At 53.7% G+C, this 19,423-nt stretch carries 17 protein-coding genes; 6 read left to right on the plus strand and 11 right to left on the minus strand.

The window, feature by feature from the left end:
- Window positions 1-200: 200 nt before the first annotated feature.
- Entirely contained in the window at window positions 201-1,256 is a 1,056-nt protein-coding gene (gene aroG / locus EIP93_RS07310) for a 3-deoxy-7-phosphoheptulonate synthase AroG (RefSeq protein WP_010302704.1), read from the plus strand.
- A gap of 143 nt (window positions 1,257-1,399) precedes the next feature.
- Here aroG and gpmA read toward each other — a convergent pair whose 3' ends face one another.
- The 10 genes from gpmA to modE all read right to left on the minus strand — a co-directional run bounded on the left by gpmA (window position 1,400) and on the right by modE (window position 13,905).
- A complete protein-coding gene (gpmA, locus tag EIP93_RS07315) occupies window positions 1,400-2,152 on the minus strand; it encodes a 2,3-diphosphoglycerate-dependent phosphoglycerate mutase (RefSeq protein WP_010302707.1) in 753 nt (250 codons plus the stop codon).
- 137 nt (window positions 2,153-2,289) lie between these two features.
- Window positions 2,290-5,427: an efflux RND transporter permease subunit gene (locus EIP93_RS07320; RefSeq protein WP_125232485.1), complete on the minus strand. Its 3,138-nt coding sequence runs from the start codon at window positions 5,425-5,427 to the stop codon at window positions 2,290-2,292.
- Window positions 5,424-6,926 carry an efflux RND transporter periplasmic adaptor subunit gene (locus EIP93_RS07325; RefSeq protein ID WP_105879307.1) on the minus strand — a complete coding sequence of 501 codons (1,503 nt, stop codon included), beginning with the start codon at window positions 6,924-6,926 and terminating at the stop codon, window positions 5,424-5,426. The genes EIP93_RS07320 and EIP93_RS07325 overlap by 4 nt, the downstream gene beginning before the upstream one ends.
- On the minus strand, window positions 6,923-8,182 hold the full coding sequence (locus EIP93_RS07330; protein WP_105879308.1) for a TolC family protein: 1,260 nt from the start codon (window positions 8,180-8,182) through the stop codon (window positions 6,923-6,925). The genes EIP93_RS07325 and EIP93_RS07330 overlap by 4 nt, the downstream gene beginning before the upstream one ends.
- A gap of 12 nt (window positions 8,183-8,194) precedes the next feature.
- Entirely contained in the window at window positions 8,195-8,548 is a 354-nt protein-coding gene (locus EIP93_RS07335) for a copper-binding protein (RefSeq protein ID WP_103861071.1), read from the minus strand.
- Between the two features lie 74 nt (window positions 8,549-8,622).
- Window positions 8,623-9,075 carry a hypothetical protein gene (locus EIP93_RS07340; RefSeq protein ID WP_103860252.1) on the minus strand — a complete coding sequence of 151 codons (453 nt, stop codon included), beginning with the start codon at window positions 9,073-9,075 and terminating at the stop codon, window positions 8,623-8,625.
- Between the two features lie 138 nt (window positions 9,076-9,213).
- A complete protein-coding gene (gene galM, locus EIP93_RS07345) occupies window positions 9,214-10,260 on the minus strand; it encodes a galactose-1-epimerase (RefSeq protein ID WP_119158808.1) in 1,047 nt (348 codons plus the stop codon).
- Window positions 10,261-10,379: 119 nt separating this feature from the next.
- A complete protein-coding gene (gene galE, locus EIP93_RS07350) occupies window positions 10,380-11,399 on the minus strand; it encodes a UDP-glucose 4-epimerase GalE (protein WP_010302728.1) in 1,020 nt (339 codons plus the stop codon).
- A 198-nt stretch (window positions 11,400-11,597) separates the two neighbouring features.
- Window positions 11,598-13,073 carry a molybdate ABC transporter ATP-binding protein ModF gene (gene modF, locus EIP93_RS07355; protein ID WP_125232486.1) on the minus strand — a complete coding sequence of 492 codons (1,476 nt, stop codon included), beginning with the start codon at window positions 13,071-13,073 and terminating at the stop codon, window positions 11,598-11,600.
- A gap of 40 nt (window positions 13,074-13,113) precedes the next feature.
- Window positions 13,114-13,905 (minus strand): molybdenum-dependent transcriptional regulator, encoded by a 792-nt coding sequence (modE, locus tag EIP93_RS07360; RefSeq protein WP_116361733.1) that lies wholly within the window; start codon window positions 13,903-13,905, stop codon window positions 13,114-13,116.
- Between the two features lie 320 nt (window positions 13,906-14,225).
- Between modE and EIP93_RS07365 the strand changes: the two genes are divergently transcribed.
- From EIP93_RS07365 to EIP93_RS07385, 5 genes are all read left to right on the plus strand, one after another.
- The gene (locus EIP93_RS07365; protein WP_010302737.1) at window positions 14,226-14,381 is read left to right on the plus strand and encodes an AcrZ family multidrug efflux pump-associated protein; all 156 of its coding nucleotides are present in this window, start codon (window positions 14,226-14,228) and stop codon (window positions 14,379-14,381) included.
- 270 nt (window positions 14,382-14,651) lie between these two features.
- Window positions 14,652-15,422, plus strand: coding sequence for a molybdate ABC transporter substrate-binding protein (gene modA, locus EIP93_RS07370; protein ID WP_125232487.1), 771 nt, complete (start codon window positions 14,652-14,654; stop codon window positions 15,420-15,422).
- Complete coding sequence (modB, locus tag EIP93_RS07375) at window positions 15,422-16,111, plus strand: molybdate ABC transporter permease subunit (RefSeq protein WP_039473842.1); 690 nt, start codon at window positions 15,422-15,424, stop codon at window positions 16,109-16,111. The genes modA and modB overlap by 1 nt, the downstream gene beginning before the upstream one ends.
- Complete coding sequence (modC, locus tag EIP93_RS07380; RefSeq protein WP_125233321.1) at window positions 16,111-17,169, plus strand: molybdenum ABC transporter ATP-binding protein ModC; 1,059 nt, start codon at window positions 16,111-16,113, stop codon at window positions 17,167-17,169. Before modB ends, modC begins: the two co-directional genes overlap by 1 nt.
- 237 nt (window positions 17,170-17,406) lie before the next feature.
- Window positions 17,407-18,270 (plus strand): sugar phosphate isomerase/epimerase family protein, encoded by an 864-nt coding sequence (locus EIP93_RS07385; RefSeq protein ID WP_180745980.1) that lies wholly within the window; start codon window positions 17,407-17,409, stop codon window positions 18,268-18,270.
- Between the two features lie 74 nt (window positions 18,271-18,344).
- On the opposite strand, the gene EIP93_RS07390 is transcribed toward EIP93_RS07385, so the two are convergent.
- Window positions 18,345-19,325 carry a LacI family DNA-binding transcriptional regulator gene (locus tag EIP93_RS07390; protein WP_109225956.1) on the minus strand — a complete coding sequence of 327 codons (981 nt, stop codon included), beginning with the start codon at window positions 19,323-19,325 and terminating at the stop codon, window positions 18,345-18,347.
- Window positions 19,326-19,423: the final 98 nt, after the last annotated feature.

Raw genomic sequence — 19,423 nt, forward strand, 5'->3', positions numbered from 1 at the left:
GGTGAAAATAGGACGGATGCGGTATCTGAGAGCATTTGATCGCGTAAATCCCGCTGATTTCAGCGCCCTGACAACACCAGCTTGACATATAATAATCAATCTTCAATATGAAACATCCCGTTTCTCAGGCGACCCGTACAGGCGGGATGGCGCGTATTGGATGGGGTTAACATACCGTTTCGGAACCGATGGATTTATTTATGAATTACCAAAATGATGATTTAAGAATTAAAGAGATTAATGAACTTTTGCCGCCGGTTGCTTTGCTAGAAAAGTTTCCAGCCACGGAGAAGGCCGCGGAAACGGTATCGTTCGCGCGTACTGCCATCCATAAAATTCTTAACGGCAATGATGACCGCCTGTTGGTGGTCATTGGTCCTTGCTCGATCCACGACACGAAAGCAGCAAAAGAGTATGCCGCGCGTCTGCTGACGCTGCGTAACGAGCTGAGCGACGATCTGGAAGTGGTTATGCGGGTTTATTTTGAAAAACCACGCACCACGATTGGCTGGAAAGGGCTAATCAACGATCCGCATATGGACAATAGTTTCCAGATCAATGACGGCCTGCGCATTGCGCGCCAGCTGCTGCTGGAAATTAACGACATCGGTTTACCGGCTGCGGGTGAGTTCCTGGACATGATTACCCCGCAATACATGGCAGATCTGATGAGCTGGGGCGCTATTGGCGCACGTACGACTGAATCTCAGGTACACCGTGAACTGGCCTCCGGCCTGTCATGCCCTGTCGGCTTTAAAAACGGTACCGACGGCACGATCAAGGTTGCGATTGATGCGATCAACGCCGCCAGTGCGCCACATTGTTTCCTGTCTGTCACCAAATGGGGCCATTCGGCTATCGTGAATACCAGCGGTAACAACGATTGCCACATCATTCTGCGCGGCGGCAAAACGCCGAACTACAGCGCTGAGCACGTGAAAGACGTGAAAATTGGTCTGGAAAAAGCGGGCCTGACACCGCAGGTCATGATCGATTTCAGCCATGCGAACAGCAGCAAGCAGTTCAAAAAGCAGATGGATGTCTGCACTGACGTCTGCGGGCAGATCGCGCAGGGTGAGAAAGCGATTATGGGCGTGATGGTGGAAAGCCATCTGGTCGAAGGCAACCAGAATCTGGAAAGCGGTGAACCGCTGGTTTATGGCCGCAGCGTGACCGATGCCTGCATTGGCTGGGAAGATACAGAATCCCTGCTGCGTCAGCTGGCATCTGCGGTACGCGAGCGCCGCAGCAAGTAATACTAACGTTTGCAGGATACGCACCATAAAAAAACGTAGGGAACGTTTTTCAACGTCGCTTGCGACGGCCCGTAGGGTGGCGGGCAGGAAGCTCGCCATAAAAAAACCCGGCCTGCGCCGGGTTTTTCTCATTCAGGGGAAAATTACTTCGCTTTACCCTGATTCGCTACTGCGGCAGCTTTTGCAGCGATTTCGTCTGCGTTGCCCAGGTAGTAACGTTTGATAGGCTTGAAGTTCTCGTCGAATTCATAAACCAACGGCACGCCAGTTGGGATATTCAGTTCCAGAATTTCGTCTTCGCCCAGGTTGTCCAGGTATTTCACCAGCGCACGCAGTGAGTTACCGTGAGCTGCAACGATCACACGCTCACCGCTTTTTACGCGTGGCAGGATGGTTTCGTTCCAGTAAGGCACAACACGTTCGATGGTCAGCGCCAGGCTTTCAGTCAGCGGCAGCTCTTTGTCGCTCAGAGCAGCGTAACGCGGGTCGTGACCCGGGAAACGTTCGTCATCACGCGTCAACTCTGGAGGCGTAATTGCAAAACCACGACGCCATTGTTTAACCTGCTCGTCACCGTATTTCTCAGCGGTTTCGGCTTTGTTCAGACCTTGCAGCGCACCGTAGTGGCGCTCATTCAGTTTCCAGGATTTCTCAACTGGCAACCAGGCTTGATCCAGCTCGTCCAGTACATTCCACAGTGTATGAATGGCACGTTTCAGCACGGAGGTATACGCGAAATCAAAGGCAAAACCTTCGTCTTTCAGCAGCTGACCTGCGGCTTTGGCTTCTGAACGGCCTTTGTCGGATAGATCGACATCGTACCAGCCTGTGAAGCGGTTTTCGTTGTTCCACTGGCTCTCACCGTGTCTTACCAGTACCAGCTTAGTTACAGCCATAGCTAAACTCCTTCCTATCCTAAGATTTCTGTGATAACTGATTTCATTATAGGGGTGGAGAACGGTTATCGGCAATCGATAGTCGATGGCAAGCGTGATTTATCCGCAGGTTGTTTGCGTAAAATCACGCTCTGGCTTTACCGTTTCAGCAAACCGGAATCCCCCTTGTGCAATAACAGGTATACAGCTGGAATCACCAGCATTGACAGCAGAGGGGCACTCACCATCCCGCCGATCATCGGCGCGGCAATCCGCTGCATGATTTCGGATCCGCTGCCTCCTCCCCACATGATGGGGAGCAGCCCTGCCATAATCGTAGCCACGGTCATCATTTTTGGCCGTACGCGCAGAACCGCCCCTTCGTGGATGGCATCCATCAACTGCTGGCGTGACAGCGCCTGACCTGCCACACGGTGTTTCTCTACCGCATGGTTGAGGTAAAGCAGCATGATGACGCCGAATTCTGCCGACACGCCCGCCAGTGCAATAAAGCCCACCGCACCCGCTACAGAAAGATTATAGCCAAGGATATAGAGCAGCCAGACGCCGCCAATCAGCGCGAAAGGTAACGTTGCCATAATCAGCAACGCGTCTTTTATGCGGTTGAAGGTGACATACAGCAGCACAAAAATGATCAGCAGCGTAAAGGGCACGACGACTTTCATTTTTTCCGTGGCGCGTTCCAGATACTCAAACTGACCGGACCAGCTCAGGGAAACGCCTTCCGGCAGCGTGACCTGTTGGGCAACGGCCTGCTGCATATCTTCAACGGCAGATTTTAGGTCGCGTCCACGCAGGTCGACATAAATCCAGTCCGACAGGCGGCTGTTTTCACTTTTCAGCATCGGTGGCCCTTCGCTGACGCGAATATCAGCCAGCTCTGCCAGCGTCACTCTGCTGCCGTTGGCCGTCACGATGGGTAGGTCACGCAATTTTTGTAGCGAATCGCGTAATTCACGCGGGTAGCGGATGTTGATGGGATAACGCTGGCGGCCTTCAATAGTTTCGCCGATATTTTGCCCGCCGATGAGTGTGGAAACCACCGACTGAAGCTCCTCGACGGACACGCCATAGCGTGCGGCGCGCTGACGATCGATATCAATATCGATATAGCGTCCACCCGCCAGCCGTTCCGCCAGTGCAGACGTCACGCCCGGAACCCGTTTAACCACCTGCTCGATTTGTGCAGCAGTACGCTCTATGTCTTCCAGATTATTGCCGTTAACCTTAATGCCCACCGGGCTTTTGATGCCGGTGGCCAGCATGTCCAGACGGTTACGGATAGGGGGAACCCACACGTTCGCGATACCCGGCAGGCTGACGGTACGATCCAACTCGGCAACCAGCTTGTCCATGGTCATGCCCTCGCGCCACTGATCGCGTGGTTTCAGCCGAATGGTGCTTTCCAGCATGGTTAACGGTGCTGGGTCGGTTGCCGTTTCAGCACGGCCCGCTTTGCCAAAGACCGACTCGACTTCGGGCACGGTTTTAATCAGCCGGTCCGTCTGTTGCAGCAGTCGGCCAGCTTCCCGTGCAGAGATGCCGGGCAGGGTGGAAGGCATATACAGCAGATCACCTTCATCCAGCGGTGGCATAAATTCGCTCCCCAGACGGCTGAGCGGAAAGAGCGTCAGTAGCAGCAGCAGGCCGGAAATCAGCAGCGTGGTTTTCGGGTAGCTCAACACCTTTTGCAACACTGGGTGATAGGCTGCAATCAGCCAGCGGTTAATCGGATTCGCCTGTTCGTCCGGTATCTTGCCGCGTACGAAATACCCCATTAATACCGGCACCAGCGTAATTCCTAATCCGGCGGCGACGGCCATGGCATAGGTTTTGGTAAAGGCCAGCGGGGAAAACATGCGGCCTTCCTGTGCCTCCAGTGAGAACACCGGGACAAACGACAGCGTAATGATCAGCAGGCTGCAAAACAGCGCGGGCCCCACTTCCACCGCAGCCCGTTCTGCTAGCTGCCACCACTCGTTATTCTGCGGCTGCTTCCCTGGGTTTTCATGCCGCCACTGTTCAATGACTTTATGCATGTTTTCTATCATCACAATCGCGGCATCCACCATCGCGCCGATGGCTATCGCGATACCGCCCAGCGACATAATATTCGCGTTCACGCCCTGATAACGCATGATGATAAATGCCCCCAGAATCCCCAACGGCAGGCTGATGATCGCCACCAACGCCGAGCGGAAGTGAAACAGAAACAGGGCGCAGATGATCGCGACGACAACAAACTCTTCCAGCAGCTTGAAGCTGAGCGTATCGATGGCGTGTTCAATCAGCTGCGAGCGGTCGTAGGTTGGGACGATTTCTACACCCGCTGGCAGGCTTTTTTGTATTTCCTGTAACCGCGCTTTGACGGCATGCAGTGTATTCAGCGCATTCTTGCCATAGCGTAGGACGATGATACCGCCCGCCACTTCGCCTTCGCCATTCAGTTCTGCGATGCCGCGCCGCATCTCCGGCCCTTCTCTGAGCGTCGCCACATCCTGCAACAGCACAGGAATACCGTTGCGGGTAGTAATTACCACATGGTTGAAATCTTGCGCGGTTTTCAGGTAACCGGTGGTGCGCACCATGTACTCCGCTTCGCCCAACTCCAGCACGGAACCGCCGTTTTCCTGATTGGCTGCTTGAACAGCGCTGACGATCTGCTGATGGGTGATGCCCTGCGTTCGCATGCGTTCTGGGTCGACGACGATCTGATATTGTTTGACCATACCGCCCACGCTGGCGACTTCTGCTACATCGGGAACGGTTTTCAGCTCATATTTCAGCAGCCAGTCCTGAAAACCGCGCAGATCGGCCAGACTGTATTTGCCGCTGCGATCGACCAGTGCGTATTCGTAGATCCAGCCGACGCCGGTGGCATCTGGGCCGAGCGAGGTTTTCGCATCGGCAGGCAGGCTGGATTGCACCTGACTGAGATATTCAAGCACACGGGAGCGTGCCCAGTAAGGATCAGTTCCATCTTCAAACAGTACATAAACGTAGGCATCGCCGAACATGGAAAAGCCCCGTACCGTTTTGGAACCCGGCACGGAAAGCATGGTGGTCGTCAGCGGGTAGGTCACCTGATTTTCCACCACCTGCGGCGCTTTCCCCGGATAGCTGACGCGAATGATGACCTGTACGTCCGATAAATCGGGCAGGGCATCCAGCGGCGTTTTTTGCAGGGAAAGCAGGCCCCATGCGGCCATGAGCAGCGCGGCCAGTAAAACCAGAAGACGGTTTTTGAGCGACCAGCGAATGATGTAGGCAATCATGGATGACCTCCGTGGCCGGCATGCGGATCGTCAGCGGGTAAAAAATGCAGGACGTGAATCCCACTGTCGTCCATGCTGAACTGGAAACTGACGGTGCTGCCGATCCCCACTCCCTGTGGCAGCCCTGACGATGGCAGCGTGAAGTCCATCGTCATTGGCGACCAGTTGAGTGCCGGAACCGCTTCGTGTTCGATGGTGGCCTGATTGCCGTTTATCGCTCTTATGACTCCCTGAGTGCGATAGCCCGCGGGGGCAGTTGGCGTTGCTGGGTTTGCCGATGTCTCCGCATCAAACTGCGGTAAGGCGCTGCGCAGGCTGGCTTCGGAATCAATCAGGAACTGGCCCGAAGTGACTACGTTGTCGCCTGCTTTCAGTCCATCGATGATTTCCACCCAGTCACCCAGCGATGCGCCTGCCGTGACGTTGCGTGGGGTGAAATGGCCGTCGCCGTCGCTCAGCAAGACCCGGTTTTGGCTACCGCTGACCAATAGCGCCTCCTGCGGGATCGCCAGACGTGGCTGTGCCTGAGCGTGAGAAAGCTGCACGGTCAGGTACATGCCGGGTTTAAGCTGCTGTTGCGGGTTATCCAGCACGACACGGGCTTTTAGCGTGCGTGTGGTACTATCCAGTACGGGTAGCAGTTCGCTGATTTTGCCGTGGAAGGTTTTGTCCGGCCAGGCACGGCTGGTGGCGCTGATGTCGCTGCCAATCATTAGCTGTGCCGCCTGCGCTTCGGGATAATCGACATCGACCCAAACCGGGTTCAGACTGGCAAGCTCGAATAACGGCTGGGCAGGGCTTAACTGCATGCCTTGCCGCACCTCCAGCTTATTCACGTAGCCGTCTTCTGGTGCGGTAATCGCGATTCTGTCCTGTGGTTTGCCGCTCCGCTCGACCTGCCGAATAATCGCTTCCGGCATGAATAACAGCGCCAGCCGCTGGCGGGCCGATTGGGTGAGTATGTCGTCGCCCAACTGCCGTACCGCCAGATATTCGCGCTGTGCTGCCGCCCAGGTCGGGTTCCATAATGTGGCTAGCGTTTCGCCTTTCTTCACCTGTTGTTGCAGCGCATTGACCGTGAGTTTCTCGACAATGCCGCCGCTAGGCGCGACCAGCGTGTGTAAACCGCGTTCGTTGAGGGCGACGGTGCCATAACCTGTGGTGCGGTCAGTCAGTTCGCGCATTTCCGCGCGGGTGGTGCGAACGCCGAGATTTTGCTGCTGACGAGCGCTGACGATGACACCGCCGTCCTCCTGCACGTCATCGGCGTAGCGGGGTACCAGTTCCATATCCATAAAGGGCGATTTCCCCGGTTTGTCGAAACGTTTATCCGGCACCATCGGGTCATACCAATAGAGAACGGCACGTTCTGGCTCTGCGGTAGAAGGCGAGTGCGGCGTTTGCTGTTTGCCAACCAGATAGCCCACGCCACCCGCGCTGAGAATAGCCAGTGCCATCAGGCTAAACATCAGTGATTTGTTTGTGACTGTTTTGCTCATCGCGTAGGGCTTCCTTGTGGTGTCAGATAACGGATGGCAGCCCAATATTGCGCCATCTCCCGTGCGGTATCCTGAACGGCAATCCGGCTTTCAAGTAACGCCCGACGGGCATCCAGTACGGCGGAAAGATTACTGCTGCCGGATTGATACTGAGCCTGAATCAGTTTGATGCGCTGCTGCTGGAGAGGGAAAACCTCGTTGTTCTGGCGCTGCCAGCGAGACTGTGCAGCTTGATATTGAGCAATCAGCGTATCGAGCTGCGCCTGATGTTCTCGTTCGGTGAGCAAGACCCTGTCGCGTGCTTCCATGCTGCGTGAGACGTCGGCGGCGTAGTCCTTATCCTGACGTTTGGATGTGAACAGCGGCAGATCGACCGTTACCATCATGCCCGCCATGTCGTCATAGTCATCTCCGCGCTTCGCGTAATAGACTTCAACATCGACATTGGGGATGGCAGCAACGGCTGACTGCGCGGAGCGAGCCTGAGCCAGCTCGGCTTCACGCTGCGCCTGTTGCATTTCTGGGTGCTGATGAATGGTATTGCCCAGCACCTCCGGTGAGGCAGGCAGCCGTTCAAAGCGGGGAAGGTCGCCGTTTACATTGATATCTGCGATGCCGGTAAGCTGCACCAGCCGGGCATGTGCGATGCGCGTGTCCCGTTCTGCATCAGACTGCCTGTCCTGCATGGTTGCCAACGTGAGGCGGGCATCCAGCACGCTACTGGCTTCACTACCTGCCGCCACACTCGCTTTTTGCGACGCGACCTGCCGCTGGCTTTCTGTGACCAGCGCGGTGACCTCGCTCAACGCTTTTTGTGAGAGCGCCAGATCCAGCCATGCCTGTGCCGTTTCCCGTTGCAGACGAGCACGAATACTTTCGCTGTTACTTTGCAACGCATCGGCTTCAACCCGAATGGCCTGCGCCTTGCTATCGCGTTTACGGCTGCTGACATAGGTTTGCATGACGCCGATACGCTGCATCGTCATCCCTTCACGCGTGAGTCGGCTACCGTTGTTGCCGCCCAATGGCAAATTTTCGACGCCAAATTTCAACTTTGGATCGGGAAGCTGCGTGGCAGAGTCGGCCATGTTCTGAAGCGCGTTAATCTGGTGTTGGTTGGCTGACAGGTCGGCGGAGTAACGTTCCGCCGCCTGTAAAGCCTGTTCAAGACTCAGATCTGCCGCAAAGACGGCGGCAGGCAGCCACAGCAACATCGCCAGACACGCGCGCGCGGCGTCGTGTTTGGATAAATTCATGTTGTGCTCCGGTTAAGGCTGCTGTGGCGTAATTGCGGTCAGGATGTAGCCGCTCTCGTTCTGGATAAAGCTGAACGTGACCGGGGTGTTGATTGGCAATGGCGTTATTTCGCCGCTGGATGGCAGCATGAAGGCCATCGTCATGGCGGGCCATTTTAGGTCGGCAATCGGCGCGTGGGAGAGCGTGACGCTGTTAGCGTTCCACTGCTTAACAATCCCGGTAGTCTGATAAACGGCTGTCGTGGCCGCAGGGGGAGTGGTCAGCATCATTGCGTGATGCTGGTGGTCGTTGGCCCACACGGGGAAGGTGAAGGAAGAAACAGAAAAAATCAGGCCGCTAATCAGCGCCATATAAGTGATACGCATAAAATAATCCCAATAAAAATAATTGATAAACATGGTGTTGCGCCCGTTGGCGCAGGGGTTATCAATCGCTTGGGTTATTCTCTAAATCGGCAGAAGCGGATCTCAGCCGGAGGGCCGACCGCTGGGGGGGAGAGCCAGACATCAGAGGCTGGGCTAAGGATGATAGGATTATCCGCTAAGACCAGCTCACCGCTCACTGGCAGCGCTAGTAATGCCAGCGAGCCATTATCCTGCTTCACACTATCCGGCACGCAGTGTTTTTCGCACAGCGGCGTTTGCTGGTCGGCAGCGTAAGACGCTGTAGCCGTATGCTGAGCGTGAGATGATAACGGCTGAATGTCAGCCTGTTGCAGATGTGCCTGATGCTGGATCGCGGGGGAGGTCTGGCTGATCGTCATATCGCATTGATGACCTGCGATAGCCAGTTGCGCATTCAGGAAAAGCCAGCACAGCGCCAATAGCCATCCCCACCTGCCTTTATGGCGCAGATGATGAATGAATAATGGAGACCGTGATGATGCGGACATGGCGTTTCCTTTTTGGACGTTTTGGCAGTGTATGCGTCTGAGCGGGAAGGGGGCAAGCGGGGAATAGCATAGTTTTGTAAATTGGCAGATAGCCATCTGCCAATGTTATCAATGGGTTAATTATCTTTTGCTGTTCGGTTACTGGGTAAGGAACTGGTACGTGGTATCCGAGCGATAGACTTTCCCCGGTTTCAGCCAGCAGTCGGGCTGCGGCCAGTCTGGGTGATTTGGGCTGTCCGGCAGGAATTCGCTTTCCAGTGCGACACCGGCATAGTTTTCATACTGACCGCCGTCACGCGAGGGCGTTCCAGCCAGAAAGTTGCCGCTGTAGAGCTGTAAGGCGGGGGCGCTGGTGAAAACGCTCATCAGCACGCGGCCATCGGATGACCACAAATTGGCAGCAGGACTTTCGCTGGAACCGCAGGTGCGATGCAATAAATAAGCGTGATCGTAGCCGCCGACGGCCATTTGATCGCTGTCGCGCAGGAAATCTTCTTCCAGCGTTTTGGGTTGGCGGAAATCCATTCCGGTAGCGTTTACTGGTGTCAGATCGGCGTTGGGAATGCCCGCGCTATTGACCGGTAAATAATAGTCGGCAAACAGCTGCAATTGGTGCTTACGTACGTCAGTCAAATCGCCATCAAGGTTGAAATACGCGTGGTTGGTTAGACAAACGGGGCAGGCTTTCTCTACGGTCGCCTGATACGAGATTTCCAGCGAGTTATGTTCGGTCAGTGCGTACGTCACCTGTACGTTAAGGTGGCCTGGATATCCTTGGTCGCCATCCGGTGAATGCAATTGGTAAGTCACTTGCGTTGCATCCTGACTGACGATTCGCCAGCGGCGGGCATGAAAGCCTTCTGGGCCACCGTGCAACTGGTGTTCATTCTGGTTTGGAACCAGATGAAACGTTTCGGTTTCTCGACTGAATGTGGCTTTGGCGATGCGGTTGGCATAGCGGCCAATCGACGCGCCGAGATAAGCGCTTTGTAACGGATACAGCTCGGGTGATGCACAGCCCAATAGGACTTCTCGCACCTCACCCTCTGGTAGCGGCAACTCACAGGAAAGCCAGGTTGCACCCCAGTCCATCAGGCACACGCGCATACCTGCCTGATTCTGCAAGGTCGTTAACTGAAACGGCTGACCATCTGGTGCCAGCGTGCTAAGACTTTCATTCAACATGACTTGCTCCTGTAGAGGCCCGAGAAGATAGAGAGGGTTGGCCGATGTCTGCAATGTTGGGGGAAGGCCAGCAGATCGGATCTTCCCCCTAATCCGTCACTCAGCGTGAAAACGCGCCGTCACGCTTCGTCGTACCCATTGGGGTGGTTGGACTGCCAGCGCCAGGTGTCCTGCGCCATTTCTTGCAGTGAGCGTGTGACTCGCCAGTTAAGGTCGTTTGCTGCACGTTCGGCATCTGCCCAATAAGCAGGCAGATCGCCCTGACGACGCGGGGCAAAATGGTAAGCCAGCGGTTTGCCACAGGCCTGACTAAAAGCCTCGACGACCTGTAATACACTGTAGCCTACGCCTGCGCCCAGGTTGTAAATATGCACGCCAGCACGATTTTGCAGGGTGTTCATGGCGGCGATATGACCGTCAGCCAGATCGACGACGTGGATGTAATCTCGTACGCCAGTGCCATCAGCGGTAGGGTAATCATTACCGAAGATCGCCAGTGAGTCGCGACGCCCGACAGCAACCTGAGCGATATAAGGCATCAGGTTATTAGGCACACCTTGCGGATCTTCTCCCATTTCACCCGATGGGTGGGCACCCACTGGGTTGAAATACCGTAACAGCGTAATACTCCATTCCGGTTCAGCATGTTGTAAATCTTGCAGGATTTGCTCGACCATCAGCTTGCTACGGCCATAGGGGCTGGCAGGATGCCCTGTGGGGAAACTTTCCTGATAAGGCGTGTGTGGTTGATCGCCATAGACGGTGGCAGAGGAGCTAAAAATCAGGTTTTTCACGCCGGCTTTCTTCATCGCTTCTACCAGCACAAGCGTACCGTAGACGTTATTGTCATAGTAGCTCAGCGGCTCACGCACTGATTCGCCCACGGCTTTTAAGCCAGCAAAATGGATGACGGAATCAATGGAATGCGTAGCGAAAATATCGTCCAGCAGCGCGCTATCGCGGATATCGCCTTGATAAAAAACGGGTGCCTTATCGGTTAAGCGCGTAATGGTTTTAACGACGCTAGCCTTGCTGTTGCATAAGTTATCGAGAATAACGGGTGTGTGCCCGGCAGAGAGCAATTGTACGCAAGTATGACTTCCTATGTAACCGCTACCACCTGTAACAAGAACGTTCATAATGACCTCTATTATCGCAATGCAGCAAAATAACATGGTTAGGGGCAGAAAAAGGTGATCTACAGCGAGAATCTGCCTCTGTTATCGATGGTTTATTTACGAATAAACTGAGTGAAGCATAATCTACAGTGTAAATGAGCCCGGCTTTCTACCCTACATTTTATTTTGTGGTAGCGTTATCATCCCTGTTTTCAGGCATTATTTACATAACGCGTCAATCTGGTAGCGATAGATGTCGTTGTGCGGGACGAAAGTGAGCCGATGTGTGATGCACTCTGGTGCATCTTCCGCGTGGTGGGAGACAAAGAGTAGCTGCGTTTCGCCCTCGCCAATCAAGATATCCAGCCAGCGACGCACCAGTTGGCGATTGAGCGGATCAAGCCCCTGGAGCGGTTCATCAAGGATGAGCAGGGCGGGGTGTTTGACTAATGCGCGGGCAATCAGCGTCAGACGCTGCTGGCCCCAGGAGAGCGACTGAAACGGCGTATCGGCGATAGCGCCATTGAGCCCAAGCAGAGTGAGCCACTGTTCGGTCAGGTGACGCTGACGGTCGGAAACGGCCTGATAAATCCCGATAGAGTCAAAAAAACCTGACAGGATAACGTTGCGCACGCTGGTGCTGACGCGGTAATCCAGATGGAAGCTGCTACTGACGTAACCGATGTGGCGCTTGATGTCCCAAATGGTTTCACCGCTGCCGCGTTTACGGCCAAACAGCGTGAGGTCGTTACTGTAGCCTTGCGGATGATCGCCTGTAATCAGGCTGAGCAGTGTCGATTTGCCCGCGCCATTTGGCCCGATAATCTGCCAGTGCTGACCGGGCAACACTTCCCACGTCAGCTCGTGCAGAATAGGGCGGTCGTTATATTGCACCACGCCGTTACGCAGCCTAATGCGTGCCTCGTCAGCGGGAAGCGTCATATACCGCTGCGGATCTTCCGGCTCTGGCAGCGAACTTCCCGACAGCTTTTCGCTAAACGCGAGTTGAGCCACCAGCGCTTCAGAGAGGATCGTTTCACGCTCGCCGACGCGGGTCAGCGTACAGTCTGCTAGTACACCGACATGGTTGATAAAGTCAGGTATATCGTCAAAGCGGTTCAGAATAAGCACCAGCGTATAACTGGTGCCTGCCAGTTTCCTCAGCTCATCGGCAAGTTGCTGGCGGGAAGCTACATCCAGTCCATCAAAAGGCTCATCGAGAATCAGCAGGTCAGGCTGGGACATCAGCGCCTGACACAGCATCGCCTTGCGGGTTTCCCCCGTAGAGAGGTACTTGAAGCGCCGCTCCAGCAAATGCGCAATGCCAAACTGGTGTGCCAACTGTTGGCAACGCGCGGGATCGTTGAGGCTATCCTGAATGACTTCTGCCGTGGTGCGGCCAGTATCGTCCTCACCTTCGCTCAGTAGGTCAGTGTTATTACGCTGCCACTCGTCGGAAACCAGCTTTTGTAATTGTTCAAACGACAGGCGAACAGGACGTTGAAATCCTGTGGTTCGTTCACCACTCAATAGCGGCAGTTCGCCGGATAGCGACCGCGCCAGTGCAGATTTACCACTTCCGTTGGCCCCAACAAAGGCCCAGCACTGGTTTTTTTCTAGCGTCAATTCGTCCAGACGCAGCATGCGGGTGTCGCTGAGACGAAACAACCCCTGAGTGATTTTTAACAATGACATCTTCTATCCTTCGTCAGATGGCGATAGCGCTAAAGCGGCATTAACAAAGCGTGGCGATGATGACCCGGTCGGCATTAAAGCAGGCCTTCACGTTCGCTCCCTGTTGCAGCTTTTGCTGCTCGAGCAAGGCATTCGGCACCATGGCACACAAGGTTTCTCCCCCCGCCAGCGTAATCAGAAGCTCGCTGTTTTCTACACCGTGCTGAATGGCCTTAATTTGCCCAGGCAAGACGTTATCGACTGAGGGCGCGGTGGACGTGGCAGCGTACACATCGATCCATGGTGCTTTAATCAGCGCCAACACTTCTTTCCCTTTCTGTAATTGCAGGCGCTCGGCGCTTTGTTGCGTAATCAGGGCGCTGATCGTTGTTTTACCATCGGCGAGTAAAATATCCAGATGTTGTTGCACCTGTTCTTCGCCGCGTGCGAGCACGGTTCCAAAAAACTGATTACGGGCGCTGGTTTGCAGCGAGAAACGCGCAATGGCTGCCAGAAGGCTATCCAACGGCAGACCGTCTTCCTGCAAGACATCAAAGGCTTTTTGCTGAATCTGCGCGAGCAAATCGTACAGTTGGAGAAGACGTTCGCCATAGCGGGTGAGCTGAGCACCGCCACCGCCTTTGCCGCCGGTCATGCGCTCGACGATGATCTGTTCGGCTAGCTGGTTCATCTCATTGATGGCATCCCAGGCGCTTTTATAGCTAATCCCGGCCAGTTTGGCCCCCTGACTGATTGAACCGGTATGACGAATTTGCTTGAGCAATTCAATACGCCGCGGGTCGGCGAATAAACGTTGTTGGAGTTTCAGGGTGAGGAGAATTTCAGCCTGCATAGTGAGGGCACCGTCGGTGAGTTTAATTCTCTGTATTGTCGCTATTTTCTTCATCAGGGGCAAATCGCACAAATAGACGCACTATTTTCTATTACTGCGGTAGACTACGTGGCAATTACGACGATCTCGGTTTACAGTGAAATAGCGCAGTGTACCCTAGATAATTCGGGTTGCGTGAAGGCAGCAACCGCGCGAATCCTCAGGAGCTTACACAAGTAAGTGACTGGGGTGAGTAAGGGCGCCAACGCACAAGCAGCTTGAAGTATGACGGGTATAGACGGGCTAAAGTAGCGGAAACTGTTGCAATAAGTGAGGTAAGCATGTTGGAGTTATTGAAGAGCCTGCTGTTTGCAGTTGCCATGGTTCCTGTGATGATGGTGATTATCATGGGCTCGATTTATTGCCTGGGCGAAGTGTTTAACGTGTTGTCCCGCATCGGTCATTCCGACGGTCAGCGCGCAAAGAATCAGCACTGATTCACGATCCTTTCCTATTTTGATGTCCGGCTTCTGGCCGGACATTTCTTTCCTACCCCCATATCTACCCTAAATAATTCGAGTTTCAGGCAGGCGGCAAGAGAAGGAATCCCGATGAGCTTACTCAGGTAAGTGATTCGGGTGAGTGAACGTAGCCAACGCACATGCAACTTGAAGTATGACGGGTAATATACCTCTTTAAAGCACATGACACTGCTTCATCATTCGTTATATCATTATTTACACAACGATAATTGTCAGGAGACAAGAATGAAGCAGCAATGGTTAAAATGGTTTGCCGCACTAACCCTCAGTGCAGGAATGGCGTTGCCCGCTGTAGCAGAAGATAAAGTCACGGTGTTCGCCGCGGCATCACTGACCAATGCGTTGCAGGAAATCGCTACGCAATATCAGAAAGAGAAAAACGTCGCTGTCGTCGCGTCTTATGCCTCATCCTCAACGCTGGCTCGCCAGATTGAACAAGGTGCGCCTGCCGATCTGTTCATCTCTGCTGACCAACAGTGGATGGACTACGCGCAGGATAAAAACCTGATGGATACCGCGACGCGTCACACGCTGCTGGGCAATGAGCTGGTGGTGATTGCGCCGAAGGCGAGTGCGCAGAAAGAAATTAAAATTGACGATAAAACCAACTGGAAAAGCCTGCTGAAAGACGGACGTCTGGCCGTTGGCGACCCAGATCACGTGCCTGCTGGGATCTATGCCAAAGAAGCCTTACAGAATCTGAAAGCCTGGGATGAACTCTCTCCACTGATGGCGCGCGCCAACAACGTACGTGCAGCCATGGCGCTGGTGGAACGTGAAGAAGCCCCGCTGGGCATCGTTTACGGTTCTGACGCGGTTGCCAGCGACAAAGTTAAGGTCATCGGTATATTCCCAGCGACGAGCCACAAGCCTGTTGAATACCCGATGGCTATAGTCAAAGAGCATAAAAACGCCGCGGTTACCGGTTTTTATGACTACTTGAAAACGCCTGAAGCTGCAGCCGTATTTAAACGCTATGGCTTCGCGCCGCGTTAATGATGCTGAGTGATTACGAATGGCAGGCGGTTGAGCTGAGCCTCAAAGTTTCCGTTGTGGCCGTGGCGTGCAGCTTGCCGTTTGGGATACTGATGGCGTGGATTTTAGTGCGCTGTCGGTTCCCCGGTAAATCACTGCTGGATAGCATTATCCATTTACCACTGGTGTTGCCGCCAGTGGTTATTGGTTATCTGCTGCTGGTGGCGATGGGAAGACGCGGCGTAATCGGTTCCTGGCTCTATGACTGGTTCGGCTTCAGCTTTAGTTTTAGCTGGCGCGGTGCCGCATTAGCGTCGGCGATTGTCGCGTTTCCGCTGATGGTTCGGGCGATCCGTCTTTCGCTTGATGCTGTCGATAAGCATCTGGAACAGGCCGCTCGGACATTGGGTGCCTCGCCGTGGCGCGTGTTTTTCACCATCACATTACCTCTCTCTTTTCCTGGGATTGTTGTTGGAACCGTATTGGCGTTTGCCCGTTCGCTTGGCGAGTTTGGCGCGACCATTACGTTTGTTTCTAACATTCCAGGCGAAACCCGAACCATTCCACTGGCGATGTATACCCTGATTGAAACGCCCGGCGCGGAGGCTGATGCAGCAAGGCTGTGTATCATTGCCATCGTCTTGTCGCTGGCTGCGCTGTTAGCATCGGAATGGCTAACAAACTGGAGCCGCAAGCGGTTGGGGGGATAATGCTGCAACTCGATTTTCATCAACAGCTGGGTAGCCTCGAACTTCGCGTTCAGTCTGAACTGCCTTCGAACGGTATTACCGCTATTTTCGGCGTATCCGGTGCAGGGAAAACCTCGCTGATCAACGCTGTTGTTGGCCTGACCCGGCCAGATGGCGGGCGAATAGTGCTCAATAATCATGTGCTGGTGGATACGCAGAAGCGTATTTTTCTTCCGCCGGAAAAGCGGCGAATCGGCTATGTATTTCAGGATGCTCGGCTGTTTCCGCACTATCGCGTGCGCGGTAATCTACGCTACGGTATGGCTGAAACAATGGAATCGCAGTTCGATGATATCGTCAGTTTACTGGGTATCGAACCGCTGCTGAATCGCTATCCACGGACGCTGTCCGGTGGAGAGAAACAGCGTGTCGCGATTGGTCGGGCCTTGCTGACCGCACCGGAATTGCTGCTCATGGATGAACCGCTGGCGTCGCTGGATTTACCCAGAAAGCGCGAGCTGTTGCCGTATTTGGAACGTCTGGCGAAAGAAGTCAATATTCCGATCCTGTATGTCAGCCACAGTCTGGAAGAGATTGTCCGGTTAGCCGATCATGTTGTGGTGCTCGATAAAGGCAAAGTGAAAGCGCAGGGTCTGCTGGAAGAAGTGTGGGCTAGCAGTGCGCTACGCCCGTGGTTACCGAAAGACGAACAGAGCACTATTCTGAGTACGCGTGTGTTGGCTCAGCATGCGCATTACGCGATGACGGCGCTGGCATTAGGCGACCAGCAGGTGTGGGTTGGAAAAGTCGAACTCCCTCAGGACGCCGCATTGCGCATTCGCGTGAATGCCGCCGATGTTTCTCTGGTGCTACAGCCACCGGAAAAAAGCAGCATCCGTAATGTGTTGTGTGCCAGCGTGGTAGAGTGCATTGATGTCGATGGACAGGTTGAAGTGAAGCTTGCGGTCGGCCAGCAGACGCTGTGGTCCCGTATCACACCGTGGGCACGGGACGATCTCGTGCTTCACCCTGGGCAAACGATCTACGCGCAGATTAAGAGCGTATCGATTACGGCGTAAGCACAGACCGAGTGATAGAACAGTCGTTCACATCGCTCGGTCTATTTCGTGAATCAGTCGATATTCTGTGACCAAGATAACAAAATGAGTATTGAGAGTGATTTTCAATTCGTTTTTTCTACCGCGTGAACAAGGTAGTCAGATAAATTATCCCCGCGTTATTATTTTTTCATCATAAAAAGTAATCGATTACTTTTTATTTTCACCTGTGCAACGGGATAAAAATAGGAGAAGGACATGCCTTGTATGACGTTATTGCGCCGTGCGTTCGCTATACCGCTATTGTTGATAGTTTCATCGGGTTTGGCGTTTGCCGAACGGCCAGCAGAAAACCAGAAAATAGCCTTGCAGATGTATACGCTGCGCAGCTTGAATACGCTTGATGAGCAATTTTCCATGGCGCGAGACGCTGGGTTTAAGGCGGTTGAGCTGGTGGGGACACATGGCATTAGTGCGTCAGAGATGAAGGGGTTATTAGGTAAATATCAGTTAAAAGCCATTGCTGCGCATGTCCAGTTTGGCGAACTGAAAAGTAATATGGCTGAGGTCGTGGCCTTTAACAAAGCTATCGGCAACAGCATGATTATCGTGCCGTGGCTCAATGTTGAAGACCGACCGGATAGCGCAGAGGGCTGGAAGCGCTTTGGTCTGGAAATGAACGATCTTGGGCGTGAATTGAATAAGCAGGGCATGAAGCTGGCTTATCACAACCATAATTTCGAGATGAAGAAGTATCGCGGTAAAACGGCGCTGGAAATCATGATGGATGCTGCAGAGCCAGAGAACCTGATGCTGGAAATGGATGTTGCCTGGGTATCTCGCGGAGGACAGGATCCTGTGCGTCTCCTGCGTCAGTACAAAGGGCGTATTTATTCAATTCATGCGAAAGACAATACGTCTATCGGCATCCGCGATGATGAAATGAACTTTGCCCCACCGGGTGAGGGGATTTTGGCGTGGGAAGAGATTCTCCCTGCGGCGTCCAAAGCGGGTGCCCAGTGGTTTGTTGCTGAACATGACTTGCCGAAAGATCCACAGGCCATTGTTTCTGCGGCTTACCAATCGCTGTATGAAAAACTGAGTAAGATAAAAAGTAAGTAAGGAATAGATTCAACCTGCGGTCAGCGGACCGCAGGTTATCAGACATGAAAAAGGATCGGTTTATTCTGCTTGGGTTAGCTGGATGCCCGTTCGACAAACGTCCATTCCAGTAAGCGCTTTTCTGTTTCGCTGTCCGGCTGGTCGATTTGTTGTAATAACAGCTTCACGGCCTCTCTGCCGATATGTGCGGATGGCTGCTGAATAGTGCTGAGCTGGGGCGAGGTGATGTAACCCAGCTCCGAGCCATCGAAACCGATCACTGCAATATCCTGCGGCGCACTTAGCCCCGCCTCACAGATTGCAGACAGTGCGCCTGCTGCCAGCGTATCGGAGACCACAAAGACGGCATCTGGCCGCTCTGGATCGTTAAGCAGCGCGGTCATTGCCGCCTTTCCGCCTGCATAACTCAGCGTGCTGGCGTATTCGACTTTGCCGTAATCAAACGCATTTTCTGCGATAACATCGCGATAGCCTTTCTCTCGCTGCTGGGCATAGAGATAATTCATATCGTGGTTAATCATGGCGATACGGCGGCGACCTTTGCCAATAAAGTGATTAATCACAAAGCGGGATGCCTCTGCGTTATCAATTCCAACGGATGAAATGGCAGATGTATCGTCATGCTCGGCGCACTGTACCCAAGGTGCCGCACCAATCATGTCTTGAAGCGCAGAAAGCGTTGAAATGGCATCCATGGTGATCACGCCATCGACCATTTTACCGGACAGCAGTTGCAGGCTGGAGTGGGCGCGAACAATATCGGCGCCTGAATTGCATAGCAGAATACGGTAGCCATTTTCTTCCGCTTCTGCCTCAATGCCTTTCACGACATCGGCGCAGAAGGGGTTGGCAATGTTGGAAACCATGACTAATAACATCTGGCTGCGTGCAGTACGTAGCTGTCGTGCCAGCAAATTTGGCTGATAATTACTGCTTTTTATCGCATTGAGAACTCGTTCCCGGTTCTGCGGTTTCACGGTATCAATGTTGTTCAACACTCGTGAAACGGTGGCGACCGAGACTCCAGCTATCCGTGCTATTTTTTGAATCGACATAATTCAGAAGGCACTCACGCTACTTATTGCTTGGCTGAGCAGATTACCATAAATATCTCTGGCTGCATCCCGCAGACGTCGCACCTGCGGGATGAATA

The organism is Pectobacterium versatile, assembly GCF_003932035.1.
Classification (GTDB): domain Bacteria; phylum Pseudomonadota; class Gammaproteobacteria; order Enterobacterales; family Enterobacteriaceae; genus Pectobacterium; species Pectobacterium versatile.

Bases quoted from the DNA above. Each gene is read 5' to 3' on its own strand.
- EIP93_RS07365 (WP_010302737.1), top strand. From the start codon at position 14,226: ATGTTGGAGTTATTGAAGAGCCTGCTGTTTGCAGTTGCCATGGTTCCT.
- gpmA (WP_010302707.1), bottom strand. From the start codon at position 2,152: ATGGCTGTAACTAAGCTGGTACTGGTAAGACACGGTGAGAGCCAGTGG.
- EIP93_RS07330 (WP_105879308.1), bottom strand. From the start codon at position 8,182: ATGAATTTATCCAAACACGACGCCGCGCGCGCGTGTCTGGCGATGTTG.
- EIP93_RS07335 (WP_103861071.1), bottom strand. From the start codon at position 8,548: ATGCGTATCACTTATATGGCGCTGATTAGCGGCCTGATTTTTTCTGTT.
- EIP93_RS07320 (WP_125232485.1), bottom strand. From the start codon at position 5,427: ATGATTGCCTACATCATTCGCTGGTCGCTCAAAAACCGTCTTCTGGTT.
- modC (WP_125233321.1), top strand. From the start codon at position 16,111: ATGCTGCAACTCGATTTTCATCAACAGCTGGGTAGCCTCGAACTTCGC.
- modE (WP_116361733.1), bottom strand. From the start codon at position 13,905: ATGCAGGCTGAAATTCTCCTCACCCTGAAACTCCAACAACGTTTATTC.
- galE (WP_010302728.1), bottom strand. From the start codon at position 11,399: ATGAACGTTCTTGTTACAGGTGGTAGCGGTTACATAGGAAGTCATACT.
- galM (WP_119158808.1), bottom strand. From the start codon at position 10,260: ATGTTGAATGAAAGTCTTAGCACGCTGGCACCAGATGGTCAGCCGTTT.
- modF (WP_125232486.1), bottom strand. From the start codon at position 13,073: ATGTCATTGTTAAAAATCACTCAGGGGTTGTTTCGTCTCAGCGACACC.
- EIP93_RS07390 (WP_109225956.1), bottom strand. From the start codon at position 19,325: ATGTCGATTCAAAAAATAGCACGGATAGCTGGAGTCTCGGTCGCCACC.
- EIP93_RS07385 (WP_180745980.1), top strand. From the start codon at position 17,407: ATGCCTTGTATGACGTTATTGCGCCGTGCGTTCGCTATACCGCTATTG.
- EIP93_RS07325 (WP_105879307.1), bottom strand. From the start codon at position 6,926: ATGAGCAAAACAGTCACAAACAAATCACTGATGTTTAGCCTGATGGCA.
- modA (WP_125232487.1), top strand. From the start codon at position 14,652: ATGAAGCAGCAATGGTTAAAATGGTTTGCCGCACTAACCCTCAGTGCA.
- aroG (WP_010302704.1), top strand. From the start codon at position 201: ATGAATTACCAAAATGATGATTTAAGAATTAAAGAGATTAATGAACTT.
- modB (WP_039473842.1), top strand. From the start codon at position 15,422: ATGATGCTGAGTGATTACGAATGGCAGGCGGTTGAGCTGAGCCTCAAA.
- EIP93_RS07340 (WP_103860252.1), bottom strand. From the start codon at position 9,075: ATGTCCGCATCATCACGGTCTCCATTATTCATTCATCATCTGCGCCAT.